Genomic DNA, 25,979 nt, shown 5'->3' on the forward strand with positions numbered 1-25,979 from the left:
CTTTTTGTAACTAAATATCAAATTATTATTCTTTATAGTTGCAATCGATAAATAGACGTGATAAGATTATTAATGTTTAATTCAAATATATTGAATTAAAGATAAATAGTTTTCTATTATCGTTAATTCAACCTATAAACACAACTCAGAGGAGGAACTAATTATGTTAAAAATCGGTATTGTACTTGGTAGTGTTCGTGAAGGTCGTAACGGACAAGCAGTTGCAGACTGGACACTAGACTTCGCTAAAAATCGTAATGATGAAGGTGTAGAATATGAGTTAGTTGATCTAGCTGATTATGATCTAGCTTTCCTAGGCTCTAAAGCTGCACAAAAAGAAGAAGCTCAAGCTGCTGCAAAAGCTTGGTCTGAGAAAATGGCTTCTTTTGATGGTTACGTATTTATTGCACCTGAATACAACCATTCTGTTGGTGGTGCATTAAAGAACGCTCTTGATTACTTAAACCCTGAAGTAAACAATAAAGCTGCAGGATTTGTTGGATATGGTAGCCTTGGGGGTACTCGTGCCCATGAAAACCTACGTCTAATCTTAGGTGAGCTTCAAGTGGCTGACGTTCGTACAGCTGTTACATTCTCACTACTTTCTGACTTTGAAAACTTCTCTGTATTCAAACCAGCAGATTATCATGCAGACAATGCTAATGGCATGTTTGACCAAGTTATTGCTTGGAGCCGTGCATTAAAAACATTACGTTAAATGTTAATTTAACTAAAAGAGCCGTGGCGGTAAGTAAATTTATCAATCCACGGCTCTTTTTTATGTTTCTAGTTATTTTAATGACGTTTACTAGGTAAACGGTCGGAACGAGTACCCCCGCCTTGTCTTTTCCTGTTTAATTCATCTTTTCGCTTCCGTTCATTAAATTTGGCTACAAATGTGGATGTGTCTTCCATATCGACTCTCCTTTTTCCTATTTTCTATTTAGTATGCCCTAATTGGTAATAGCTTATGATAGGCTAATCACTTTACTGCTAATACATAAATTAACTATCCGCACTCTCCGTAATAGATTGATACTTGTTCCTATCGCCTATTACAACGAAAAGTCCCGAATCATGAGTTGATTCGGAACTTTATTATCTTACTACAAGAATAGATGGAATAAAGGCACATCTTATTCTACTTTCTTATTCACAATTAGTAGGGACGAGAATTACCCTTCCTCTACCTCAACGAAGTCATTTTTTACGATTTGGATTTGCTTTAATGTCCTTCCATCTACTTCTAATATTTTAAAAATAAGCTGATCTTTTTCTAAAATATCACCTTGCTTAGGAAATTGATTGAACTCTGTCAGTAAATAGCCGGATAATACGTCCTCTTCCTCAGGAATATCCGTATTGAAAATGGAGTTTAAGCGATGTAGCGTTATTTTACCATCACATATAATCTCTTTATCAGTAAGCTTCTCGATTAGCTTCTCACTTTCTAAGTCCATCTCATCCTCAATTTCCAGTCCTATCATCGCCTCGATAATATCTTCATGGGTTACGATACCTTCTGTTCCACCATATTCATCCAATACAATGGCTAGATGCTTTCTCTCTCTTGTCATTTGGCGAAATACCATTTCAATTGAATGGAACTCAAAGAATACCATTGGATTCATATCACAATAGGATTCTAACGTATTCCCCGGCTCTATCGACCAGGATAATAAATATTTCGAATGGAATACACCAACAATATTATCTATTTCACCATCATACACTGGGTATCGTGTGAACTGATTTTCGATAACAATATCCCGTACTTCTTCATAAGTCGCATCAATCGGTACAGCGACAATATCTATACGAGGGGTTTTCATGACGTCCTTCACATTTAAGTCTTGGAAATCAAGCACACCTTTAATACGATAAGACTCTTCCTGTTTAAATGTACCTTCCGTTCCTGCAATATCAACCATCGCCCTTAACTCTTCCTTGGAAATGGAGACGTTGTCTTCATTCCCCTTAGACAATGACTTTATAATTAATCCGGTAAGGCTATTTAATAGAGTCGTGAATGGCTTGAACACGATGGTGAAAAAACGAATAACCGGATACACGATATATGCGATTCGGTCTGGGAATGTAGCAGCTACCGACTTTGGTATTACTTCTGAAAATATAATGATCGTAATCGTCAAAATAGCCGACGCTAAGCCCACATTAACTCCGTATTCTAATGCCACCATCGTTACTAAAGTAGGCAAAAGAATGTTAGCGATGTTATTCCCAATTAAAATCGTCGTAATAAATTCACTCGGTTTTGAAACTAAATTCAATAATTTCTCAGACTTTTTATCATTATTGCTTGCTTTTGTTTGTAGCTTCATTTTATTTGTTGCAGTAAGGGCAGTCTCACTCCCTGAAAAGAAAAAGGATACAAACAATAATACGATGATCGCAATGATCACTAGATCGTTCCCCCTTAAAAATTTACAATAACTATATATTATGGTTACTTATACTTTAATCTATTTAGAACAATGTTAGAAGAAAAGTGTCTATAGATTTTCTATAAACAATCGAATGACATCTGCTCCTCCTATAAATGTTCCGATTGAACTTCCAATGTTTGCAAAGATGACCACTAAAAGGACACGTGTTACTTTATTATTCCAAAATCCCTTTAAACTATGGACATCATTCGATAGATTTTCGAAATCCTGCACATTAGGTCTTTTAAAATATGCTTGGACAAATCCAGCAAACCAGCCTGCCGCTAGAAATGGCTCTAACGAGGTAATTGGAGCTGCAATAAATGCCGTGAGAACAGCGAGTGGATGCCCAAACGCAATTAGTGTTCCAAGTGCAGATAAGGAACCGTTCCACAGGATCCAGCTTACAATTTGCACCCATCCAGCTTGTTGATCTGTCATAAACGTAAGAACAATAAGCGTAATGATAAGTAATGGAATTGTCCATCCGATTATTTTGGGAATTTTCGATTTAGGAGGTAGCTGCGATAACGTTTTAAGGTCATGGTCCTGCTTGATTTGCTCCTTTATCCCAGGTACGTGTGCCGCACCTAGTACCGCAACAATTTTATCTCCTGGCGCTTCCTTAATCTTTTGAGCAAGATACTGGTCACGCTCATCTATGAGAGGCTTTTTTAATCTCGGAAAGCTCTCGGTAAATTCCTGTAGCATCGAATCGATCATATCCTGTGACTTCATCTTCTCCAGCTCTTCTTCCGATATGGTCTCTCTCGTAAAGATACTAGCAATGACTTGTGTTAAAAGCATCAGCTTTCCTTTTAACCCAATGCCACGCCAAATCCGTGAGAATGTCGTTTGGATATTTCGATCTGCTAATACAAGATTAGCATTTATCTCTTTTGCCGATTCAATACCTTGAATCATTTCTTGTCCAGGATTTATACCAAATTGGCTAGCCATCCGTTTTTGAAAAGAGGAAATAGCAAGGTTCATCAATAGTAGTGTTGTTTTTCTATCTTTAATAATTTGAAAAATATCTGTTTCTTTCCATTTATTCCCTTCTGTAATGGACTTATAACGTTGTTCGTCAAGTTCCACACAGACGGAATCTGGTTGTTCTAGTTCGATAACTTGTTTAACTTGTTCTGCGCTTGTTTTGGATACATGTGCTGTACCAATCAGAATAATCTCTTTTCCATTTATCTCTAAACGTGATATATTATCTTCTGACATAAAGTACCTTCCTTTATATATCTATATAAAATTAATAATAAACTAGTTTGCTAAAAATTTGAAATAAATTTATTGTGAACGAGAAAAAAGAGGTTGTGACAACCGTTTCAAGCAAAACATAATCCGCATCCTCGTTCGCACCACTTACTAGCTTCAGAAAAATACGATGTCTTCACTTTCAGCACCGGGAGGACAGTAATCTATTCAAGGAGATCTGTCTGTGACCCGCTAACTTCTACGTATATTCCTAAATAATATAGTGACTCTATCGGATTTTTACTAAAACATATAGTAAAGTCTCAACCTCTTCGTTCCATTTATTTATTATTTCACAATTTCTGTCATTGGAAGGTAATTCATTCTCCATTGAAGCCATTGACGTTCTCTAGTTTTTCTTGGTAAGAATTGTCTAATGTCATCGATATGGAATCCTACTTGAAGTCTCTTTTCATCTAACATGATAGGACTTCTAAGCAGTCTAGGATGTTTATGAATCAGAGTTAGTAATTCTTGAAGTGGAAGGGAATCAATATCCACATCGAGTTCTTTATAAACTTTAGATCGTGTTGAGATAATTTCTTCCGTTCCTTCTACCGTTCTGCTTAATATTTGCTGTAATTCTGGAACCGTTAATGGATCCTTTAATATATTTCGTTCAATATAATTAATATTATTTTTCCTAAACCATTCTTTTGCTTTTCTGGTTGATGAACATGCTGCACCATAAATCATGACAGTCATTTACCATTCCCCATTTCTACTATTTTTGAAAACTTTGTCTTACTTTTTAATGTGTTGTTTAAAGATTTCAATAAAATGCCTTGGAGATGATTTCAATGTATATGAAAATACACCACGAGTTGTATGTAAGTAAAGAAGGCCAGCTCCTTCACCTCCTATTTCTCGGTAAGAAATATCTAATACGTCCTTAATTGGAAACTCGCGATGTTTACTCTGGATTTTGTCCGTATATAGCTTCAGATAGCGTTTATGCTCCACATCAACTTGTGTTATACGGTCTACCTTTCGTTCAATCTTAAAATACTCTTGTTCCGCTAATAATGTCACGAAATCCCTCCAGGGTATATCATACTTACTACTCCATTAAACGATTTTCTTCTTCTAAAAACTTTATAAAATGATTCATCGCAAAGGCCGGCTGCTCCTTGACTCTGCGAATATAGCGATCCTTAACAGCACTTGCTATTACATCACTTTTATTGATACGCTTAATGATATAATCCTCACTCACTTTTAAAATTTCTTTCCTCTGATGCTTCGCTTCTTTTGATAGGGCAAAACCGAATGCTCCCATTACCGCATACAAAATAAGTGATACGGTTGTTCTCGTTTCCGGCATAACCACTAGCAAAAAGAATAAATTAATTAGCGAAAATACAATGAGAGGAAATGCCCAAAATGAATATTTCGATACTTTCTTGATGAAAGGAGAAATCGTTTCGTTTAATTTATCCACTTCTTTTTTTATAAAGCTCGGCATATCTGTTACAGGTAAGTTCATTAAAAATCCCACCTTTTCATTAATTTTGTCTTCCTCTAAAAATCATGATGTATTTTATAAGCTCTAAGACAGCAATCAAGGTACTTGCTACATACGTTAATGCAGCAGCGTTCAACACTTTACTAACGCCTCGTTCCTCTTGATTCGCAATCATACCTAATTCTATTAGTTTATTCTTAGCACGCCTTGAGGCATCAAATTCTACTGGTAATGTAACAATCTGAAATAGTACAGCTGCTGAGAATAGGATAATCCCAATTCCTATCAACATACTACCCTGGGTAAATATAAACCCAGCAATTAAAAGAAATGGTGCAAGCTGTGACCCTATATTTGCAAACGGGACAAGTTTATGTCGCAGTACTAACATCGAATAATGATTCGCATGTTGAATTGCGTGACCGACTTCATGTGCGGCAACAGAAAGGGATGCAATTGAATTCCCTCGATAAACCGGTTCCGATAATCGAATTACTTTAGCAGTTGGATCATAGTGATCGGAAAGTGTTCCTCGTTTAGAGAGTTCTATTCTTACATCAGAAAGCCCCTCACTGTCTAGTATTCTTCTCGCAACCTCTACACCTGTCATGTTAGAGGAGGCCTTTATTTTGGAACCCTTTTTAAAATTTCCTTGTACACTAGATTGCGCCCATAGCGCAAGCCCAAATGCAATGAGTATTAGAAAATCCATTGGATGAAATAAAAACACGACAATTCCCCCTAGATGTGTCTCTTTTTTCTATAAGACTTGCCAATATCATCCCAGATTTATACTTATTAGAATTGTTTTTCAATATATATACGAAATAAGTTTGTGTTTTGTTGCACAAATAAGAAAAAATTTATTTCTTCTGGGTGTATCATTAGTATAAAAAACAAATATGAACTGAATATGAACTAAAAAAAATTATTTAATCCTATAATTTCGATACACTTTCTCCGTTACCTTTTTCGGATGGTTTAACCTGATAAGGGTAATATAGCCTTTCTCTATTACCTTTTTATTCTCGTTCAGCTGGAAAAGGGCAGCGATAATCTCCATCTGTCACCTTTTCCAACTTCTTCTGCCAAAAAAGGGCGCTGACACCTTCCCTCTGTTTACCTTTTCCTTCTCCTTCTGCTAAAAAAGGGCGCCGATAGCCTCCCTCTGGTACCTTTTCCAGCTTCTTCTACCAAAAAAGGGCAGCGATAGCCTCCCTCTGTTAGACTTTTACTCTCTTTCACCAAAACGATAACCTCCCGCTACTACAGTAGTTATACCTTGCATGCTCCATCGTTTAACTCCATCTTCTCTACACCTAAAAACAAGTACCACAGTGACAAATGCTTTTTCATTTGATATGATAATAGTGATTCATGACAAATGAATAGTAAAACTACTAGGGGCGCTCTAATGTGGGCTGAGAGGAATAGATTTTTCCGACCCTTATGGACCTGATCTGGTTAGTACCAGCGGAGGGAAGTAGTACGACAATTAGTCAATCTATTAATCTCAATCAATTAAGCTAGGTCCTTCTATGGGTCTGGCTTTTTTTGTGTCCCTTGCAGAAAGGAGGAACGATGAATAAAACTCGTCTCATTACAACGATGGCTGTCTTGATAGCTATTGGGACCGTTACTGCTCAGCTTATTTGGTTTCCAGCAGGGGTAGCACGAGCCTACCCTATGCAGCATGCAATAAATGTTCTTACAGGTGTCCTTCTTGGACCAGGTCCAGCAGTGATTGTCGCTTTTATGATTGGCCTGCTTCGTAATGTTCTCGGACTCGGTACCATACTCGCCTTTCCAGGTGGTATGATTGGTGCCTTTTTAGCTGGCTACTTATATAAAAGGTCAGGAAGAATAGGCTTGGCAGTTATCGGGGAAGGAGTCGGAAGTGGGGTAATCGGAGCATTGGCTTCCGTCCCTTTAGCCTACCTATTTATGGGAAATGCTACTGGCGCTTTTGCCTTTATGCCCGCGTTTCTTGTAAGTAGTTTACCAGGGGCTATACTCGGTTGGTTCGTTGTATCTCACATTACTAAGCTAGAAAATGTAGGCTCTATTCATTTGAAAAGGTAAATTAACTAAACACTGAAAACTACTAGGGGCGCTTTTGCTGAGATAAGGTATATCCTTTGTCCCTTAATAACCTGATCTAGGTAATGCTAGCGAAGGGAAGTAGTTGAGGCCGCATATATCCCTCACATATCTACGGTACTCTCCTAGTAGCTTTCACATTCTAAGGAGGAGTTTATCCATGTTATTCACAGAATCATTACGAGAAGAAAACAATGATATATTTCAACTTATTTTTGACCATCCCTTTGTTAAAGGAATTGGAGAGGGCGATATCTCAAAGGAAGCAATCGCTCATTATATTAAGGCAGACTTCGAGTACCTTAATGCATTCATGAAAATTTATGGGTTAGCTGCGTCTAAATCCTCTAGCAGGGATGATATACGATATTTCTTCAATAAAATGGAGTTTATATTAAAGGATGAGATTCATCCGCATCATAATTTTTGTGAGTACATTGGTGTTCCTTATGAGTCTCTCCAAGGACACCCACTACCACCGACTGCCGACCATTATATAAAACATATGCTGTACCATGCACATACCGGTTCTATGGGCGAAATATTAGGAGCCTTACTACCTTGCCCATGGACCTATTTAGAAATTGGCGACGAATTAATGAAGAGGTATCAGCCAACACCAGATCATCCTTTTTATCAATGGATTACCTTTTATAGTGATGCTCGTACGAGGAGTACCACAACAGAAATGCGTGAACGATTAGATAATCTTGCCAAAGAGGCGTCTCCTTCTGAAAAGAACCGCATACGTGATGCCTTTCGTAAAAGCTGTGAACTTGAATTAGCGTTTTGGGAAATGGCTTATACATGCGAAGAATGGCCATCAGGAAAGGTAGTGAAGCGGATATGACCCAAGTCCCATGTGCACTAACTATCGCAGGAACCGATCCAAGTGGGGGTGCAGGTATCCATGCTGATTTGAAAACATTTCAAGAACTGCAGAGCTATGGAATGTCCGTCATTACCTCGGTTGTTGCCCAAAACACAACTGGCGTGCAAGCGATCCACCATATTCCATTGGATATGATTGAACAACAGCTCGAATCTGTGATATCTGATATGCCTATTCACGCCTTTAAGACTGGTATGCTTGCTACTGTCGATATGATGAGAATCATTGCCAATCAAATTAGCAACCTCGATGCTCCTTATGTTATGGATCCTGTTATGGTTGCAACAAGTGGAGATACTCTAATTGAAAGCACTGCACGAGATTTTTTAAGAGAACAACTACTACCATTAACATCTGTCGTCACACCAAATATACCAGAGGCAGAATATTTAACTGGAGAGAAAATTACTTCTCTAGAAGACATGAAAAAAGCCGCTACAATTATTGTTCATGAGTTAGGTGCTAAAGCCGCATTAATAAAAGGTGGGCATTTACAAGAGGAAGCAATTGATTTTCTGTACGATGGAGAGCGTTTCTATTCCTTTGCTGCAGAGCGAATACCTAGTAAAAACACCCACGGCACAGGATGTACGTATTCGGCAGCCATTACTGCCTATTTAAGCAAAGGGGATTCCTTAGTTGCTGCGGTTGAAAAAGCAAAACATTTTATCACGCTAGCTATCAAGCACGCATCTAATCTAGGAGCTGGTAATGGCCCTACTAATCACTGGGGCATACGAGAGGAGAAAAACCGCTATGAACACGCAAATAATTGATACTGTACGAAAAAATAAACCTTTAATTCACCATCTAACAAATCAAGTCGTAATGAATTTCACTGCCAATGGTCTATTGTCATTTGGTGGGGCACCAATCATGGCAAAGGCTGAAGAAGAAGCCGCTGCAATGGCTACGATTGCTGATGGTGTGTTATTGAATATCGGGACACTATCTGCAAATGATTTACAGGCCATGATTGCTGCTGGAAAAGCAGCTAATCAAAAAGGAATTCCCGTCGTACTTGATCCAGTTGGAGTAGCTGCAACTCCTTATCGTTCTAATGCAGTAAAACAACTATTGGAAGAAGTGCAGCCAACTGTTATTAAAGGAAACGCTGGGGAGCTTGCTCATCTAGTTAATGTCCCTTGGCAGACAAAAGGTGTCGATTCTTTTGGTGACGGAAACATAGAGGAAATAGCCAGAAAGGTTGCCAAAACATATCAGACAACGGCTGTACTAACTGGGAAACGCGATGTCATTAGTACAACAGAATCGACTACCATAAATGGAACCGGACACCCATTACTAGCGAAAGTAACCGGAGCAGGCTGCTTATTAGGTTCCATTATAGCTGCCTGTTTAACAACAGATGACTCTCCTTACGAGCAAGCAGAAACTGCAGTAGCCTTTTATGGATTAGCAGCGGAATACACTGCATCGCAAGAACAGGTGAAAGCATCTGGAACCTTCATTCCTCATTTTATTGATGCGCTATCGATGGATGTCACAGCGCTTAAAGGAGAATCACTGTAATGCCTACTATGAATAAACAGATCTTGCGAAAATATTTTATAATGGGTAGTCAAGATTGCACTAGAGACCCTGTAGAAATCCTAGAAATAGCAGCAAAAAGTGGTATTACCGCTTTTCAATATCGGGAAAAGGGGTACGGTTCGTTAAAGGGAAAGGAAAAGTTGGAGCTTGGAAAAAAATTAAGAGCAGTTTGCAAAAGATATCATATCCCATTCTTTATCAATGACGATATAGAATTAGCAAATGCTCTAGATGTCGATGGAATACATGTTGGTCAAGATGATCAGCCTGTAGAGAAGGTTCGAGAAGAATTTCCGCATTTACTTATTGGCCTTTCGGTTTCTAATTGGAATGAACTAAATAATAGCCCTATTCATTTAGTGGATTATATTGGGGCTGGGCCAATATATCCTACTTCAACAAAAACAGATGCCAAAGCTGCAGTTGGTGTTGCATGGATTAAAGCGATACGTCATCAATATCCTGACCTTCCTATAGTTGGGATTGGCGGAATCCAGATAGACACTGCTGCCTATGTTATGGAGGCTGGCGCTGATGGAGTGGCCGTTATTTCTGCCATTACCCAAGCAGCTAACATTCCGTCTTCCGTAGAGAAACTATAGAGTATTATAACTGTAAAAGATGGTTCCATTCTAAACAGATGTTTGGAATGGAACCATTTCTTATGCCTTATTCTAATGACTTATTGGGATGTGTACGGTAAAAGTAGATCCTTTTCCTTCTTCACTCTTCACACTGATACTGAACTTATGGATGGATAAAATTTTCTTTACGATGGATAAGCCTAATCCATTCCCCTCTACCGACCGATTTCTTGAACGGTCCACCTTGTAAAAGCGAGCAAACAGATTCGGGATGGCTTCTTTTGGTATTCCAATACCATAATCTCTTACCCTAACCGTTATTTTGCCACCAATAATCTGTATAGCAATTTGGATTACGCCGTTTTCATCCGTATATTTAATCGCATTGGTAATCAAATTAAGCCACACTTGTTCCATTAAGTCTTTATCAGCAAAAATTTCCACCGGCTCTAAATCTAATTGGATATCAATATGTTTCTTCGTCCATTGCGGTTCTGTCGTTAGTACCGAGTTTCGTATTTGCTCATCTAAGCGATAGGAAACAGGGTTATAAGGATGGTGCTCGGAATCTAAAGATGCAATTCGTAAGAGATTATCACTTAAGCGAGACATCCTTTCGATTTCTTGGTAAATAATCGTTAAATATTCTTTTTGATTTTCCTGTGGTACCACATCATCCATTATTGCTTTGGTGAACCCTTTTATAGATGTTAGTGGAGATTGGATTTCATGTGATACATTGCTTACAAAATCAGCTCGCATCGTATCGATTTTTTCTAGCTCTCCAGTCATGTGATTAAAGCTATCAATTAGCTCGCCAACCTCATCTTGATGCTTACCCCGCTTTTTATCTACTCGTACAGAAAAGTCACCCTTAGCAATTTGTCGAGCAGCAATGGTTAATTTACGAATTGGATTTACTAAATATCTCGAAGCAAGGAATATTAATAAACTTCCGACCAATAACACTAATAATAGCGATATAAAAATCCCCTGCTTCATATCCTCAAATTCATCTTCATAATCAATTCTAGTAATAAGTGCGTAGGGTTCTCCCGAAACATATATCGGAACACCGACAATCCTCGCAGACCTATTGTTCTTATCCAGTAATACTACCGGATCATCAAAGGAATGCCTTAAAATTTCCTCAACGTCCTCCATACGAACTGGAATAGAGAATTTATCTTCCTTCTTAAAAAAGATATCCTCCCCATTGGTAATCAACACTTCAAATTCGATGTCATCAAATTTATCCATTAATTCTGGGATACTCTCTGGCCCAGTCATTTGAATGACTTCAGCTAGACCGATAGATATTTTGGACAATTCTTCTTTAAAGATGACTTCCTGATTTAAGGAATACGGTGTTAGCACATAGGACAGACAAATACTAACAATCACAACCGATATAAATGTACCAACGATCTTTAGATACAAGCTCCTAACCATGAATTGCCTCCAACCGATAGCCGAGACCTCTTACGGTGGTTATCGTGATATCGTGAAAGTGTTCTAGCTGCTCTCTTAGCCGTTTAATATGGACATCAACGGTTCTTTCATCCCCCTCATAATCAAATCCCCAGATTTTCTCAATTAATTGATTTCTAGTGAAAATCTTTCCTGGAGAACTAGCTAAGACCGCTAATAATTCACATTCTTTTCTTTTTAAAGTAACCGTCTCTTCTTCTGTTTGAACGACTAATTTCTCTTTATCAATAAGGGTGTTCCCTACTTTAACAATATTTTCATTGGTTAGATTATAACGCTTTAATAAGGCTTCTATTCGCAGGATTAATTCGACTGGATCAAATGGCTTCACTAAGTAATCATCGGTTCCTGCACGAAAGCCTTTTACTTTATCCTGTGATTCTCCTTTTGCTGTCACCATCAGGATAGGAATGTCTAAATAAGAACGAATGTCTTCTGTAAGTTCATACCCATCCACCTTAGGCATCATAACATCGACAATAGCTAAGTCAATTTTATGCTTCCCTAACAAGTTAATGGCTTCTTCTCCATCCTCTGCTTCCACTACACCATAACTACTATTTTCCAAATATAATCGAATTAATTTTCGAATATGTGCATCGTCATCCACAACAAGAATCGTATTCATCTAGTATTCACTTCCTATAGTATTTACTATTTTTAGTTTAGCACCAGTAATAGGTACCGTAAATCTCCAACACGTTCAAAAAAAGCCAAATTCGTATCAATATTTTTCCATAGATGACTAATACTATGAGAAACATGAAAAAGGAGTGATATATTATGAAAGGAAACTTAGTTAAACTTTTGATTGGAATCCTAATACTGTTCGTGCTTGCTGCATGTAATACTGATAACGCCAATAATGAAAACCATGAAAATCCTAATATCTCTAGTATAAGCACCGATCAAACTAGTAGTGAGTATCCACATACACAACCAATCAAAACACAAGATGCAAAGTATGAGGCTCGCGAAGCACCACAACAAGATCAAAACTTACCAGATGGAGACCAAGTTCCGAATACAAACAATATAACAGCGAGAACTCCAGCTCCACAGGGACCACAACAACCACAAGACAGGCAAGAATTCCAGCAAGCACCGCAACAGAATCAACAGCCACAGCGTGGTCAAGAACAACGACAAGAGGGGCAACAAGCACCAGAGCAGCAAACAACGGAGAATCATGGGTTAAGTAAATTTGAAAGCGATGTTGTCGCTTTAACGAATAGAGAAAGAAGACAAGCTGGGTTAAATGCCTTAGAGATTGATACAAGTCTAAGTCAAGTTGCTCGTCAGAAGTCGACTGACATGCAGCAACAAAATTATTTCTCGCATACTAGTCCTACTTATGGCTCCCCGTTTGATATGATGCGTGACTTCGGTATTACGTATCGTTCTGCAGGTGAAAATATAGCCAAAGGTCAAACGTCACCAGAAGAAGTAGTCCAAGCATGGATGAACAGCCAAGGCCATCGCGAGAACATTTTAAACGCTAACTTTACCCACATCGGTGTTGGCTATGAACAGAATGGAAACCACTGGACACAGATGTTTATAACAAAATAGTTAAAAGGTGTCACGAACGTATCGTGGCACCTTTTTTTGATCTGATTTGTATTATTTCGTTTATCCCAAACTATTTCTTCCTAGCCTTGATTATAAACGTCGCTGGAATTAGCTTCGCCTTGTCGACCGAATACCACCGGTGATCATTACCTTCCGTTGCTACATTGGGTAATACGACATCATCGATTACTTTCTCTATTTCAAACCCAACCGTAACAAGTGTATTTATGTAAGTACTTAACTTTCGATGTGGTATGATTACCGTATTATTCCATGCTTCATTGTACTCGGGACCCTCTTGTAAGTAGGACTTATCTAGTATAAATGAATCGTCTACTCGTCTTATTCGGTCATGCATCGGATGCTCCCAGCTAAAAATGAATATTCCACCAGGCTTTAAATATCGATGGATATGTGTCAATGTTTTCTCTAATTCAACCGTCCACCCTAAAGCATAGATAGAATACGCTATATCAAAGTAATCCTGAGGTAGTCCGGGATTTTCTTCCATAGGGGATTCATATAACTTTACTAACGCTCGCTGTTCTTGGAGTAATTCTTGAGCAGTTTCAATTTGCTTCTTCGTTAGATCTAATCCCCATAACTCCTTAGCCCCATTATTCCCCATATACTGCAGAGAATGTCCGCTTCCACAGCCAATATCAAGCACTTTCTTATTGGCAACCTCTCCAAACAGATGTAAATCATTCTCGGTTGGTGCAAATGGGCCTAATTCCGGTAGTGCAGTTCGGCCAAAAAAAACGCTCAGCCGATTGCTCCCAACCTGTTTTATTTAACTGTAATATTTCTTCCGTTTTCATACCCCTCATCTCCCTTTTTAATGCTTGTAGATAAAAGCATACCAAACTATAATAATTAAGAAAATAAAAATTTTTTCGAAACTAATTCTACTTTCCTTCGTAAGGACATTATCAAGCCTGATACAATCTTTGAAAAAAAAATGATACAATAAAGATAGGAAATCAATGCAAGGAGGAATAATCATGGATGGCTTCCATATAGCGGATATGATTTTTCAATTAGCCTTTATTGCTTTCATTATACTTACCTCGATGGTACTTATTATTTTTTTTCGTTCTTCCAGAAAGCGTAAGAAGCAACTAGATCAACTTGCAGAAAAAGTAGACGCACTTCAATCCAAATTAGAAAAATAGGTCATTATAACTATTCCTATCCTTATGACTATCGGATGATTACCAATTGCATTGTTTAGGCTACAATAAATATAAGCATGGTGAGTCGTTAGGGTGGGACCTTCACTTCCCTCTGGATCCATTTTATCGGTGAAAGGGGGGATGCCTTTGGATATCGTAATATCTATATTGATGTTACTCATCGCAGCGGGGTCTTTTTTGATATCGTTGCTGGAGTTTATAAGGCGGTTGATTGACGACAAGATTAACAATAAGTGAACCCCCACCCGTGACGGCTAAATCACTTTAGGGTGAGGGTTCTTTTGTTCATTTTTTCAATTGTTAGATGTTCAGAGGGAACTCCCCCCGAAACTTCTTAACCATGTGCGGGCCGGGGATGATCGGTAACATCCTCGGTTCATATTATGCTAATTTGGCTATTATTATACATCTTACCTCTTTATCTGTCTACAGCCCTCACCAACTATATCCCCCAATCATTTCATAAAAACATTTGTTCTCTCCATATTCATTTATCAGAATATTTATGATAAGCTAAATAAAAATACGAATAGGAGAACAAATATGATGTCATTAGAAAATACATTAACCAACTATTACAATAGCTGGAACGAAGGTTTCTCATCAAAGGATGACGCCAAAATAAGAAGCTATATGTCTGAACGATTTGTTGGTATTTTCGGCTATTCATCGATAGAAAAGCCTGAAGAATATCATTACAACTACGATATTAAAGCTGTGTTAAATCAATACAATGACCAAACTAGAAAAGAATTTGAGATCATATCCACTATGGAAAGAAGAAACGGAGAGAACTATGTGATAGTTGGTCTAGAAACGAGCTACATAGACGGGACTCCCCATCGTGCACAATGTATGTATATCTGGGAGCGAGAGAATAAGGAATGGAAATTACTGCGAGAGTTTATCGAAATAGAACAGTAGGAGGAAAGGCATGAAATACATAGTAAGAATGATTATTATTACCTTCTTCATGGTACTTTTAGCCGCTTGTAATGAGAATTCTAATGAAGCAATGGTTACAATTAAAAAAAGTTCAAACTCTAACAATATGGAAGCCATTAAAGAACTACATTTAGGGACTTTATATGAATATGAGTATGAATGGAAACAAGCAAAAGAAACTTGGATTAAAATGTGGGCCGAAGCTTATCAAGTCGGTGTAAAGGTAGAGCCTAATTTGGCAGAATTGAATTACGGACGAGAACCAAATGAAGATGTTGTTAAGGAACCACTTGGATTTGGCATCATCGAAACGGACGATGAAGCCTTTATCATGCTATATACTGGGAGTATTAAACAAGGCCCTCAGAAAATTACGTTAGAAAACTTCAAAAATGTTATGGCCAGTGCATGGGATGAAGCTTTTCAAGAAAAGTTAACGATGGAACTAGGCGAAACGAAAATCATCGGTGCTTATCGTGATACCTCAAATAATACATTACGATCAGGGTACAACTTACAAGACGAACATGAGATTAAGCAGATGATCGAAACCTATGACACTGTAATATTGTTTAAGATGAAAGTAGTGGAAAAAATTGAATAAACTCACTCATGCTATTGCATTAAGAAAACAAGAGAAATATCGTGAATCCAATCAACTATTACTTGAAATATGGGAAGAAAATCGAAACGACCCAGAAATTAATTACCAATGTGCCTGGAGTTTTGATGTATTAGGAGAAGAATCTAAAGCTGTTCCTTATTACGAGAAAGCTATTGAGCTAGGCTTATCTGGAAAAAATTTAGAGGGCGCTTTGCTAGGCTTAGGAAGTACTTACCGTACACTAGGCAACTACTATCAATCAAAGCGAGTCTTTGAAAAAGGAAAGGAACTTTTTCCGAACAACCGAGCATTTGATGTGTTTTTTGCCATGACACTATACAACTTAAACCAACATGATCAGGCAATGGGGTATTTACTTACCTGCTTATTAGATACTACCACCAATACAGACATTAAAAATTATGAACAGGCAATCCGTTTTTATGCAGATAAGTTAGATCAAGTATGGACATGAAGGAAGGGGACTGGATGTATGATACCAGTTCCTTATTTCTTAATCCTTTTACCCCGCTTGATTACTTAGAAGAATCTCGGACGTTTACTTTTATATCTGCCAGAAAATATAGAATATACTTTTAGATAGGGAGTCCTGATGTGTTTGGATTAACGAGTTTTCGTTCTATTTGGTTAGGAAATGCTACTTCTGAGTTAGGTGGGGCATTGTTTACGGCGTGTAATTCTATAATAGTTTTTCAATTAACAGGATCTACTGCTGCACTGGGTTCGGTTTGGTTAATTTACTATATTACCTCCTTCTTTATGCAGCTATTTATTGGCCCCTATATAGACCGTTTTAGTCGTAAGTGGATTATGATTCATTGCCAGTTAATTCGAATGATACTAGCTACTCTACTTCTTGTTCTCCTGATAAATAATGCATTTACTATTACCTATATTTTTATCGTTCAGGTGATTGTTGGCTTAATTATGCCAATTTTTATCCCTGCTAATCAGGCTATACTTCCAACTGTCATGAAGCAGGAACAATTAGCTAGTGCTAACGCTTCTCTAGATAGCACCCGCCAAGTGGTGGTCATGGTAGGGCCACTTATTGCGGGGCTATTCGTAGACTATCTCGCGGTAGAATGGGTATTACTCATCATTGCTATCGCATTTGCAATAAGTACTTTACTATTACTGTTAGTGAAGGAAAACTATCAAAAATCAAGTGTACGAAAACCTTGGATCAAGGAATTCCAAGAAGGGCTTGCCTCTTACTTTGAACATAAATTAATCGTCTGGCTTGGTGTATTTTTCGGGTTTGTTCAGTTTGGAGTTGGTGTAACGATAGTCACAACGCTTCCTTATATTACATCCATTCTTGATCAACCTTACTCCGCATATGGAATATTTATGGCGGGTTTCCCAATTGGTTATACGATCGGAGCTATCATTAATCGCCGGTTTGTGAATGTAAAGGGGCTCGGAATTCTTTTTAGCGCTCTCTTTATTGGCGGATGTACCTATCTTGCTCTAGGCTTTACCCCTTGGTATGCACTGGCAGTCGGAACCGAATTAATTGCTGGAATCGTAATTGCAATCTTCAATATCTATAACATTACATTAATCCAACAGACCATTCCGAACCATCTGATGGGGAAGGTTACCTCTGTCAGATTACTGATTATGCGTACAATGGTGCCTTTAGGAATCTTGTTTGCAACCTTAATTTCTCCTTATGTAAGTATTCGTACCTTGTATTTGGTTATAGGTAGCATTATCTGCATAACGGCTATTATAGGTTACTTGTATTTAAACAAAAGAATTACGACACCTCTGGTGACCACTTTTGAGGAGCAGCCTGCTGTAAAATAATATACGGGGGGGGGTAATGTGAGCAAGGATGTGTCGTTCTCAACATTGCACTTTCCCCCTTTATTATTGACTAACACTATTATGGATTCAGAATAGGTATTCCTCCTCATGACTATAACTATAATTTTCGAAATTATAGTACAATAATAAAGACAGATTCGCTTGGAGGTTAAAATGTCTATGAAAACGATACAGATTTCTACCGATATATTAAATATTTGGGATGAGAAGCTTTTACCAAACTTTGATTTACTCTTCTTTTCTAAGGATAGCGAATCACTTATTCCCCCATTAGGACCGGATATATTAGTTTTCACTCCAAAGGATTTTTTTCAAGACAGTAGCATTAATACCATTGATGTTATTAATAGCTATCAATTATGGGGGATTAAGAAAGAGCTTATTTCATATGTATGTGTGGTCCATCCTACTGTCTTACCAAGATTAGAAAAAGAGACCCTAACAGAGATTTTAACGATTCAGCGACATCTTAGTAGCGGGTTAGCTATTGAAAGAAGTACAGTAAGTCAGCTAGTAGAAGCTAGTCAGCATACAGAGATAAACCAATTAGTGGATAGATATACTTTCGAAGAAGATTCGAAACAATGGTTTAGTATGCATCGCTCTCTATGGAATCATTTCGATCAGGAAACAAAATACGCATTTCTATCTTATTTTGCTCAACAGTTCATAGATGATGTTTCCATAGATGATAACAAATTAGCAAGGCTAAGAGAGCTATATCCACATCTTGCACCATACTTCAATTCGTTTGCTACAGTTAATGGAGCTAATTGTCTTGCAGCAACGCTTGCCGGAATTTCCGAGCAAGGGGCTGAAACGGATTGGATTATCTCACAATGGGTCTTTGAAAGTACGCTATTATTTGCACTAAAAACAAAGAAGTATAGTAAACAACCTTTTATTGAAGGAGAATTACACCCCCAAGATGTACTCCTTTGGAGAGATCATCACAATCATGTTATTCATGCCTGTTACCATTTGGAAGATGGATATTTCTTTAATAAGCATGGACAAACACTTTTCAATCCGTGGCAAATTAATACCATGGATAATCTTTACAAAACCTGGGGGCGTGAAGGAATGGAATTATATAGAAAGCAAATATAGTAATACTTAAGGAGGGAATTCACATGAGTAAAAAGCGTTACATTGCGTACTTTGTATCTGGTTTTATCATTGGAATATTTATTTTACCCGCCTTTTTAGAGTGGTTAGGGTTCACTTATTCGTTTGCGGATGTATTAGAGCTTATTTTCGGCGAGCCGAATTTGTTTAATCGAATCATCGTCGGATTATTGCTAGTTATTTTCTTAATTTGGATTGGTCGAGGTCTTTACAAAGGATATAAGAAGCTTACATAGTATATTTTGTGTTACAGAGAGGGAAATGAATGATTCCGTGAACAATGGAGAGATTTCCTGTTAGCTAGAATTAGGCTCTAATTCATGGATCTCTTGAAATTATAAATAAAGTTGTGCCACTTGGTACAACTTTATTTTTTTACTGTATGAAGTGAAATCACATCTATTATTTTTATATTTCCCCAAACCTAACAGAATGCTGTGTCGTCTATAATAGTAAGTGAGGTGAAAATACATGAGTGAGCTCGAGCGTGCTTTTTCTATAGAAGATACTGTCGAAGATCGCGAACAAATAATTGATGACCTAATGCATCAACATGGTGACGACATCCTCCACCTTGTCTATACATATGTTAAAAACCAGACAATAGCCGAGGATTTAACACAAGAAATTTTCATTAAATGCTATGAGAAGCTGGATCAATTCAAGCAACAATCCTCTATCAAAACATGGGCCTTTCGAGTTGCCAGTAACCATTGCAAGGATTACTTAAGAAGCTGGCATTATAGGAAAGTGATTCTCAATGAGAAGGTCTTAGACTACATCCCCTCTAAATCAAAGCAAGTTGAAGATGTCGTCATTACGAAAAGCGAGGATAATCGTTTAGCAAATGCTGTGATGAGTATACCTGTTAAATACAGAGAGGTTGTTTTTCTTCATTACTACAAAGAGTTATCCTTAGCGGAGATTAGTACTATTACTGGCGTTAATATCAATACGTTAAAAACAAGATTGAAGCGAGCTAAAGAACTATTAAAGAAAAAAATGGAGGAGTTGTCATGATGAACAATCCTTTTCAAAATTTAAACAGAGCAATGAAGAACACGGTATTTAAGGACGTAACGTTTTCTAAAGAACAAAAAGAAGCGGTAAAAGAGGCGATTCGCGCTCAGCATCCTCAAACAGAGCTTTCATCATGGAAGGAAGAAACGGTTCATTCCATATTGCTGCTACTTCAACATGAACCAAAGAAGGGCTTTGATATTTCTAATCAATTGCTACAAAATAATGAGCTTAGCTTTCAACAGAATGAAGGTCAATTATATACATTGTTACACTTACTTGAGAATAAGGAGCTCCTCGAATCCCATTGGGAAAAGGATCAAAAATACTATTCCTTATCGCTTAAAGGGAGAAAGTGGTTATCTAGATTCAGTCAAGGAAACGTGAAACACCGTCTAGCTCTTCATTCATTGGTTGAGGAGGTATCACAGTGAGCCACTCCCATTTTGAGGAATATTTAACGACGGTAACCTCTAAGGTGAAATCGAAAGAGGCTCGTGAAATGATAACGAAGGAGCTTCATTATCATCTAAATGAACTTAGTCAATCCTTCCAAATGAGAGGCTTCCCTGAAACAGAAGCGAACGAAAAGGCTATTCAAGAAATGGGGGACCCCTCTACACTTGGTGAAAATCTAAATCGCCTCCATAAACCAAAAGTGGACTGGTTATTAGTCGGGATATTGTGTATTGTAGCCGCACTTAGTTTCCTCCCATTAATCGGTGGATTATATGACATATTAAGGGAACCTGTTTCTTATTTTGTAAAACTCCAAAGCTATTGGTTAAGCCTTGCTCTACTTGTCATAATCGCTTTAATTGTATTTGATTATCGTAGGCTACAAAATTATTGGGGCTATTTTTACTTAGCCGGAGTAGCTATCCTTATATATACCTATTTCGCAGGTTATGTACTAAATGATTCCATAAGCTGGATACGTTTCTTTACCTTTAGCATCGACCCAAGGCCACTAACTTTATTTCTATTCTTCTTAGCATGGGCCAGTATTACCAATCAGATTAATCGATTTAATACATTGTTCAAGCAGGCACTCCTGCTGGTTCTTTTCTGGGTCCCTATTTTGCTCTATTTAACGCTGCCAAACTATACGTTAAGTATCTTGTATGCTTTGTCCATATGTGTGATGCTCGCTTTTTCTCAAGGACTAAAGAGAATTGTCGTCAGAGTAGGTTCACTCCTATTTCTTAGCAGCGTTGTGCTCATTACGACAACCCTATTAACATTTCAGAATAGTACAGGAGCATTCCCTTTTTTACATCCAGATCTGGATTCTACTAGAGAGGGACATATTTATCAGATCCTAGGAAACATTTTCTCCCAAGCTGGGTGGTTCGGTAACGGATTGGATCATGATTCTCTCATCGTATCATTACCTGGAAACCATACAGACATGGCCTTCCCATATCTAGTCTATTCATTTGGCTGGCTATTCGGGGTTATCCTATGTGTATTGTTACTCATGCTTATCGCTCGAGTTTGGAAAAATGGCATAAAAACGAAAGAAAGCTTTGGCAGAATACTCATAACCGGTGGAGCAACCTTACTAACGATCCCAACGCTTTGGAATCTCCTGATGATGTTTGGCATTGTACCAATAATCGAATTCTCCTTACCATTTATTAGTTATGGAGGAAATATGTTATTGTTTAATGCTGCGATTCTAGGACTAGCCCTTAGTGTTTATCGGAGAAAAGAGATTATAGTAGCAACCGTTAGCAGTAATGGATGAATAACTAAAAGCCTGTATGCCTATCTCTTTAGAATTTAGGTATACAGGCTTTTTATTGCAGAGATTTCTTATAAATTTTCTGTAATAGTTGACGTGGTTATTCGTCAAATAAATAGGGAGGGGGAATAGTATGAAGGAGCACACCATAGAAGAATGGTTTCATAGCTATGAGAAAGATGTAACTAGTTTTTTAGTCTATTTTACAGGATCCTTGGATGTTGAAGATTATGTACAAGATACTTTTCTAATTGCTTTAAGGCAATTTTCAAGCTTTAATGCCAGTTCACACCCAAAAACATGGCTAATTTCTATAGCTAGAAATCAAGTAATAGATCGTTATCGAAGAAAAATGGTATGGGAAAGATTAAAACATGTTCTATCAAATGAATATACAAGCCAGAACGTTACTGAGATCCATTTCATGCAAAAACTAGAACATAATGAGTTGAACAGGGCAATTCAGCAATTATCCCCTGCTTATCGAGAAGTAGTCATCCTCAGGGGCATTATGGAACTCTCCTCAAAAGAAGCGAGTTTTATCTTACAATGTAGTCCAAACAAAGTAAATGTAATGTTCCATCGCTCGTTAAAGAAATTAAAAATGATATTGGAAAAGGAGGGCTTTAGTTATGAAGGATAATCAATCTATTCAGGAAGACCTACGTAACCTTCCAACACATTCCTTAAACAAGGAACAAAAACAACGAATTTTATTACATTTAAAAGCCGGGGTAAGACCCGTAACGAGAAAAGTAATACGATTACCAATTTTAGCTATGATAATTTCCATCGCCTTCTTTATGATTCTTGTTATTTACGAATTTAATGTTAATAACTCCCTTCCTCAAACAGCACATTCCCCAATAGAACTTCATGCCATGGAAGGAAAAACCTTTATAATGCCTGGTTCTGGGCAAGAACTGATCGGGATTGAAGATAATGTAGCACTATTAAATGTGTTTGATCACTTTGTTGCCGAAGACACAAGAAGAGTTGCTAAATTAATGATCTTTTATTGGGGCAATCCATCTGAATTAATTGAAAAGAATTATCGAGTGGAGGCAATCAATTCCTATGGACAACAACTTACCCTATCAGAAGGCAGCCTAAATTCCCCACTTTATCAAGAGGATGCTCATACATTAACTAGCTTTTCGCCTTTTCCGACTGAAGGAACGTGGCAGCTATCCTTTTTAGTAGAAGATGAAATACACGGAGCTTTTACACTAGAGGTATTGCCGGCATTTCCAAAGACAGAACATTATACATTAATAGATTCACCACTAGAAATAGAAATTGGTCAAAAAACGGAAATATCCATTGAAAGTTCCTGGAAAGACAAAGAAGAAATTGAGGTGACCTTATTAGATGAAAACGGAATAGAAGTTGACTCAGATAATTTCTTGCAGAATGCAACAAATATTGATTCCACAACTAATAATCCCATTTACCTCTATAGTGGCAGTCTATCGTTTCCAGAGAAAGGAACGTGGGTACTCGTTATTGATGGTGAGAAAACGGAAGTATTTGATAATTAGTAGAGACCCGAAAACAACTGGCATCCTAATCGAAAAGATTGTTATTAAGGACTTTTAGGGTATTCCTCTAAGTCCTTTTCTTATAAGTTACCCAAATTCTATCCTCTTTTATATGTTCAACTTCGAGTAACAATGTTAAACTAACGAAAGTAAGAATGAAATCGTTTCACTTTATCTTTATCTCATTCGAAAATTAAAATAGGTAATCCTAATAACAGGAATAGATGTAACACAACATTTATGGACTATACGGGGAAGGAAATATATCAATGAGCATAATAACTGAGGATAGTAGGAATTTCATGAAAACCAATCCACATTCTACCTATATTTCATTATCTAGAGAAGAATGGTCTAGTCTATATACTAGCCCTCCTATTGACCTATCCCAAATTGAAATCAAGAACTTGCAAGGGATAGTAGGAACCTTAACCAAAGATGAAATTTATAGTGTGTATCTTCCACTTATACAATACTTATCTGTTCATATTCAGGCTACTAATCGCTTGCATAAGGCGAGAAATGATTTTTTTAAGATGGATACAAAGAAGCTGCCATTTATAATTGGAGTTGCTGGTAGTGTCGCAGTTGGAAAAAGTACGACATCACGTATCATTCAATCCTTACTTTCCAACTTACCTGATCAACCAAAAGTAGATCTTGTGACGACAGATGGATTTTTATACTCTAATGCTGTTCTAAAGGAAAAAGGACTATCCGATCGAAAAGGGTTTCCAGAGAGCTATGACTTAAAAGCACTGCTTGATTTTCTAACGGAAATTAAATCAGGAATTCCATGTGTTCAGGCTCCTGTTTATTCTCACTTACACTATGACATCATATCGGACGAATACTATGATATTTGTCAGCCTGATATTGTGATTATAGAAGGAATTAATGTTTTGCAAACACCTAAACCGGTAGGGGATAGTATTCCGAGTAAGTTCGTATCCGATTTCTTTGATATATCCATTTATGTCGACGCAAATGAACATCATATACGTCAGTGGTATTTGGAAAGGTTTAAGCTGTTAAAGGAAACGGCCTTTACAAAACCGGAATCTTATTTCCACCGCTATGCAACCTTAACCGACACGGAAGCAGAGGAATTCGCAACAGATATTTGGAATCGAATTAACAAGGTTAATTTAGAAGAAAATATTCTACCAACCAAGTTTCGGGCTGACATTATTATGGAGAAGAATCAAAATCATCAGGTAGAGATGGTTAGAGTAAGAAAGATTTGATTTTGATTTAAGACCTAGAAAATGTTAAAGGCCCCATGAAATCGCTTTTTGTCCTACTGATTTCATGGGGTCTCTTTTCTAATTCGCCATTTTATTGGAGAAGGAGGGTTTTGTCCATGAATCGAAATAGTGAAAAACAGCATAACCTAGAGAACGAGCTAAAAGGTCTAAGCCAAGTTTCCTTAACAGAAGCGGAATCCACAGAAGCATTTCAGACAATCATGAATAGAATTAGTAAAACAAACAAGCAAGCAAATAGACGTCTATATGTAACCCGAGCTTTTGTTACCACTTCTACCTTATTCTTAATTGCTATCATAGGGTGGTTTATATACACTGGAATGAGTCCAGAACACGATTCATTCCGAAGCGCATCCAACTCCAATCAACTGGACGGGATTGAATTAGATCTCACAATAGATAAAAAACACTATTCCTTACATGAGGACCTTATCGCTAATGTCACCCTAACCAATCATACGAATAAACAAAGAGTAATCTATGTACCTACTTCAGTTGAGGAAGAAGAGGGCATTGCGGCTGTCATGATAGAAAAACGAAACGAAACAGCAGTCCAATTCTTAGACCCAAAAACTAATCTTGGCCTGCCAAATATTAATGGGCGCGTATTCGATGATTATGTCCAAGTAACATTAGGAGCAAATGAAACGATTGAACAGAAGTTCCAGTGGAATAAAGCATTATTTAACCAGGAAGCAGAAGATATTGTGCCAGCGGATACAGGCGAATATATACTAAGCTCCTTTGTTGTATTAGATGATTTACAAGCTCAAACGGAAGATGATGAGCCTGAGAAGCAATTGATTACGAAGCTCACCCTTAATCTATATGATAAAGAAAAACCTCATGACTTATACACGGAAGAAGCATGTGCAGATACTGCTATCGTATGTGTTAATGCTAGGACAAAGGATAATGCTATCAAGGTATCGATTGGTAGTAGTCAATTGGGTAATGAAGAAGGTCGCATGATCATGGGAGACAGCTTCGAGCGTGATATAAACACGGAGACCCTTCTAGTAGAGCCTCATGGTACTATTACATTAGAATTTATCCATCACTATCCTGAAAAGCTCACTATCTATCAACTAGATCATCATGAGCGAGGAGAAGGAAAAGAGCTTGAACTGCCCAGCTTTCAGGCACCGGAAAAGTCCGGGTATTATACGTATGAAATTGATGGCGTCTACTCCAACGGCCATGCCATTCATTATTTAAAAATAAAAGTGAAATAAGTAAAATTGGCTGGTTTACGTTCTTTGGAATACAGAACGATAAACCAGCCAAATCAATACATCA

Annotated in this window: 32 protein-coding genes and 2 riboswitches; of the genes, 22 read left to right on the plus strand and 10 right to left on the minus strand. The window is 37.6% G+C overall.

Annotation, left to right across the window (positions count from 1 at the left end):
• Nucleotides 1-163: 163 nt before the first annotated feature.
• A complete protein-coding gene (locus tag ACSKT4_RS12255; RefSeq protein WP_186868101.1) occupies nucleotides 164-718 on the plus strand; it encodes an NADPH-dependent FMN reductase in 555 nt (184 codons plus the stop codon).
• A 77-nt stretch (nucleotides 719-795) separates the two neighbouring features.
• Here the strand turns inward: ACSKT4_RS12255 and ACSKT4_RS12260 are convergent, their stop codons facing one another.
• The 7 genes from ACSKT4_RS12260 to ACSKT4_RS12290 form a co-directional block, all read right to left on the minus strand.
• Nucleotides 796-915, minus strand: coding sequence for a DUF4023 domain-containing protein (locus tag ACSKT4_RS12260; protein WP_186868100.1), 120 nt, complete (start codon nucleotides 913-915; stop codon nucleotides 796-798).
• A 260-nt stretch (nucleotides 916-1,175) separates the two neighbouring features.
• Entirely contained in the window at nucleotides 1,176-2,423 is a 1,248-nt protein-coding gene (locus tag ACSKT4_RS12265; RefSeq protein WP_186868099.1) for a hemolysin family protein, read from the minus strand.
• A 90-nt stretch (nucleotides 2,424-2,513) separates the two neighbouring features.
• Nucleotides 2,514-3,680: a TraB/GumN family protein gene (locus ACSKT4_RS12270; protein WP_186868098.1), complete on the minus strand. Its 1,167-nt coding sequence runs from the start codon at nucleotides 3,678-3,680 to the stop codon at nucleotides 2,514-2,516.
• 324 nt (nucleotides 3,681-4,004) lie between these two features.
• Nucleotides 4,005-4,421, minus strand: a complete 417-nt coding sequence (locus tag ACSKT4_RS12275) for a Spx/MgsR family RNA polymerase-binding regulatory protein (RefSeq protein WP_186868097.1) — start codon at nucleotides 4,419-4,421, stop codon at nucleotides 4,005-4,007.
• Nucleotides 4,422-4,460: 39 nt separating this feature from the next.
• The gene (locus tag ACSKT4_RS12280; protein WP_186868096.1) at nucleotides 4,461-4,748 is read right to left on the minus strand and encodes a hypothetical protein; all 288 of its coding nucleotides are present in this window, start codon (nucleotides 4,746-4,748) and stop codon (nucleotides 4,461-4,463) included.
• 28 nt (nucleotides 4,749-4,776) lie between these two features.
• Entirely contained in the window at nucleotides 4,777-5,202 is a 426-nt protein-coding gene (locus ACSKT4_RS12285) for a YwnF family protein (protein ID WP_186868095.1), read from the minus strand.
• Nucleotides 5,203-5,221: 19 nt separating this feature from the next.
• Entirely contained in the window at nucleotides 5,222-5,893 is a 672-nt protein-coding gene (locus ACSKT4_RS12290; protein ID WP_186868465.1) for a zinc metallopeptidase, read from the minus strand.
• A gap of 680 nt (nucleotides 5,894-6,573) precedes the next feature.
• Nucleotides 6,574-6,680, plus strand: a riboswitch (TPP riboswitch).
• An 82-nt stretch (nucleotides 6,681-6,762) separates the two neighbouring features.
• Between ACSKT4_RS12290 and thiW the strand changes: the two genes are divergently transcribed.
• The 5 genes from thiW to thiE all read left to right on the plus strand — a co-directional run bounded on the left by thiW (nucleotide 6,763) and on the right by thiE (nucleotide 10,329).
• Nucleotides 6,763-7,263, plus strand: coding sequence for an energy coupling factor transporter S component ThiW (thiW, locus tag ACSKT4_RS12295; RefSeq protein WP_186868094.1), 501 nt, complete (start codon nucleotides 6,763-6,765; stop codon nucleotides 7,261-7,263).
• 14 nt (nucleotides 7,264-7,277) lie between these two features.
• A riboswitch (TPP riboswitch) is annotated at nucleotides 7,278-7,378 on the plus strand.
• A gap of 63 nt (nucleotides 7,379-7,441) precedes the next feature.
• Nucleotides 7,442-8,131, plus strand: a complete 690-nt coding sequence (tenA, locus tag ACSKT4_RS12300) for a thiaminase II (RefSeq protein ID WP_186868093.1) — start codon at nucleotides 7,442-7,444, stop codon at nucleotides 8,129-8,131.
• Nucleotides 8,128-8,949, plus strand: a complete 822-nt coding sequence (gene thiD, locus ACSKT4_RS12305; protein WP_186868464.1) for a bifunctional hydroxymethylpyrimidine kinase/phosphomethylpyrimidine kinase — start codon at nucleotides 8,128-8,130, stop codon at nucleotides 8,947-8,949. The genes tenA and thiD overlap by 4 nt, the downstream gene beginning before the upstream one ends.
• Nucleotides 8,930-9,706: a hydroxyethylthiazole kinase gene (thiM, locus tag ACSKT4_RS12310; protein ID WP_186868092.1), complete on the plus strand. Its 777-nt coding sequence runs from the start codon at nucleotides 8,930-8,932 to the stop codon at nucleotides 9,704-9,706. Before thiD ends, thiM begins: the two co-directional genes overlap by 20 nt.
• On the plus strand, nucleotides 9,706-10,329 hold the full coding sequence (gene thiE, locus ACSKT4_RS12315; RefSeq protein WP_222618943.1) for a thiamine phosphate synthase: 624 nt from the start codon (nucleotides 9,706-9,708) through the stop codon (nucleotides 10,327-10,329). Before thiM ends, thiE begins: the two co-directional genes overlap by 1 nt.
• Before the next feature lie 72 nt (nucleotides 10,330-10,401).
• Here the strand turns inward: thiE and ACSKT4_RS12320 are convergent, their stop codons facing one another.
• Complete coding sequence (locus ACSKT4_RS12320) at nucleotides 10,402-11,763, minus strand: sensor histidine kinase (RefSeq protein ID WP_186868091.1); 1,362 nt, start codon at nucleotides 11,761-11,763, stop codon at nucleotides 10,402-10,404.
• Nucleotides 11,756-12,430, minus strand: a complete 675-nt coding sequence (locus ACSKT4_RS12325; protein ID WP_465823480.1) for a response regulator transcription factor — start codon at nucleotides 12,428-12,430, stop codon at nucleotides 11,756-11,758. Before ACSKT4_RS12325 ends, ACSKT4_RS12320 begins: the two co-directional genes overlap by 8 nt.
• 155 nt (nucleotides 12,431-12,585) lie before the next feature.
• On the opposite strand from ACSKT4_RS12325, the gene ACSKT4_RS12330 reads away from it, so the two are divergent.
• Nucleotides 12,586-13,374: a CAP domain-containing protein gene (locus ACSKT4_RS12330; RefSeq protein ID WP_465823482.1), complete on the plus strand. Its 789-nt coding sequence runs from the start codon at nucleotides 12,586-12,588 to the stop codon at nucleotides 13,372-13,374.
• 70 nt (nucleotides 13,375-13,444) lie between these two features.
• On the opposite strand, the gene ACSKT4_RS12335 is transcribed toward ACSKT4_RS12330, so the two are convergent.
• Nucleotides 13,445-14,002: a class I SAM-dependent methyltransferase gene (locus tag ACSKT4_RS12335; RefSeq protein WP_465823483.1), complete on the minus strand. Its 558-nt coding sequence runs from the start codon at nucleotides 14,000-14,002 to the stop codon at nucleotides 13,445-13,447.
• 376 nt (nucleotides 14,003-14,378) lie between these two features.
• Here ACSKT4_RS12335 and ACSKT4_RS12340 point away from each other — a divergent pair, with 376 nt between their 5' ends.
• From ACSKT4_RS12340 to ACSKT4_RS12410, 15 genes are all read left to right on the plus strand, one after another.
• Nucleotides 14,379-14,549 carry a hypothetical protein gene (locus ACSKT4_RS12340; RefSeq protein ID WP_465823484.1) on the plus strand — a complete coding sequence of 57 codons (171 nt, stop codon included), beginning with the start codon at nucleotides 14,379-14,381 and terminating at the stop codon, nucleotides 14,547-14,549.
• A gap of 171 nt (nucleotides 14,550-14,720) precedes the next feature.
• Complete coding sequence (locus tag ACSKT4_RS12345) at nucleotides 14,721-14,807, plus strand: putative holin-like toxin (protein WP_465823532.1); 87 nt, start codon at nucleotides 14,721-14,723, stop codon at nucleotides 14,805-14,807.
• Between the two features lie 309 nt (nucleotides 14,808-15,116).
• A complete protein-coding gene (locus tag ACSKT4_RS12350; protein ID WP_465823485.1) occupies nucleotides 15,117-15,494 on the plus strand; it encodes a nuclear transport factor 2 family protein in 378 nt (125 codons plus the stop codon).
• A 10-nt stretch (nucleotides 15,495-15,504) separates the two neighbouring features.
• Nucleotides 15,505-16,119 carry a hypothetical protein gene (locus ACSKT4_RS12355; RefSeq protein WP_465823486.1) on the plus strand — a complete coding sequence of 205 codons (615 nt, stop codon included), beginning with the start codon at nucleotides 15,505-15,507 and terminating at the stop codon, nucleotides 16,117-16,119.
• Nucleotides 16,112-16,594, plus strand: coding sequence for a tetratricopeptide repeat protein (locus ACSKT4_RS12360; RefSeq protein ID WP_211741021.1), 483 nt, complete (start codon nucleotides 16,112-16,114; stop codon nucleotides 16,592-16,594). The genes ACSKT4_RS12355 and ACSKT4_RS12360 overlap by 8 nt, the downstream gene beginning before the upstream one ends.
• Nucleotides 16,595-16,734: 140 nt before the next feature.
• A complete protein-coding gene (locus tag ACSKT4_RS12365; RefSeq protein ID WP_465823487.1) occupies nucleotides 16,735-17,955 on the plus strand; it encodes an MFS transporter in 1,221 nt (406 codons plus the stop codon).
• 180 nt (nucleotides 17,956-18,135) lie between these two features.
• Nucleotides 18,136-19,086 (plus strand): hypothetical protein, encoded by a 951-nt coding sequence (locus ACSKT4_RS12370; protein WP_465823488.1) that lies wholly within the window; start codon nucleotides 18,136-18,138, stop codon nucleotides 19,084-19,086.
• 23 nt (nucleotides 19,087-19,109) lie between these two features.
• Nucleotides 19,110-19,340 carry a hypothetical protein gene (locus ACSKT4_RS12375; protein WP_339212727.1) on the plus strand — a complete coding sequence of 77 codons (231 nt, stop codon included), beginning with the start codon at nucleotides 19,110-19,112 and terminating at the stop codon, nucleotides 19,338-19,340.
• Nucleotides 19,341-19,575: 235 nt separating this feature from the next.
• Nucleotides 19,576-20,124 (plus strand): sigma-70 family RNA polymerase sigma factor, encoded by a 549-nt coding sequence (locus tag ACSKT4_RS12380; protein ID WP_465823489.1) that lies wholly within the window; start codon nucleotides 19,576-19,578, stop codon nucleotides 20,122-20,124.
• A complete protein-coding gene (locus ACSKT4_RS12385; RefSeq protein WP_465823490.1) occupies nucleotides 20,121-20,558 on the plus strand; it encodes a PadR family transcriptional regulator in 438 nt (145 codons plus the stop codon). Before ACSKT4_RS12380 ends, ACSKT4_RS12385 begins: the two co-directional genes overlap by 4 nt.
• Nucleotides 20,555-21,874 (plus strand): FtsW/RodA/SpoVE family cell cycle protein, encoded by a 1,320-nt coding sequence (locus ACSKT4_RS12390; protein ID WP_465823491.1) that lies wholly within the window; start codon nucleotides 20,555-20,557, stop codon nucleotides 21,872-21,874. The genes ACSKT4_RS12385 and ACSKT4_RS12390 overlap by 4 nt, the downstream gene beginning before the upstream one ends.
• Before the next feature lie 130 nt (nucleotides 21,875-22,004).
• The gene (locus tag ACSKT4_RS12395) at nucleotides 22,005-22,514 is read left to right on the plus strand and encodes an RNA polymerase sigma factor (RefSeq protein WP_465823492.1); all 510 of its coding nucleotides are present in this window, start codon (nucleotides 22,005-22,007) and stop codon (nucleotides 22,512-22,514) included.
• A complete protein-coding gene (locus ACSKT4_RS12400; RefSeq protein WP_465823493.1) occupies nucleotides 22,504-23,412 on the plus strand; it encodes a hypothetical protein in 909 nt (302 codons plus the stop codon). Before ACSKT4_RS12395 ends, ACSKT4_RS12400 begins: the two co-directional genes overlap by 11 nt.
• A gap of 302 nt (nucleotides 23,413-23,714) precedes the next feature.
• Nucleotides 23,715-24,659: a type I pantothenate kinase gene (gene coaA / locus ACSKT4_RS12405; RefSeq protein WP_465823494.1), complete on the plus strand. Its 945-nt coding sequence runs from the start codon at nucleotides 23,715-23,717 to the stop codon at nucleotides 24,657-24,659.
• A gap of 116 nt (nucleotides 24,660-24,775) precedes the next feature.
• A complete protein-coding gene (locus ACSKT4_RS12410) occupies nucleotides 24,776-25,915 on the plus strand; it encodes a hypothetical protein (protein ID WP_465823496.1) in 1,140 nt (379 codons plus the stop codon).
• Nucleotides 25,916-25,979: the final 64 nt, after the last annotated feature.

The organism is Ornithinibacillus liuyingii (genome assembly GCF_055550225.1).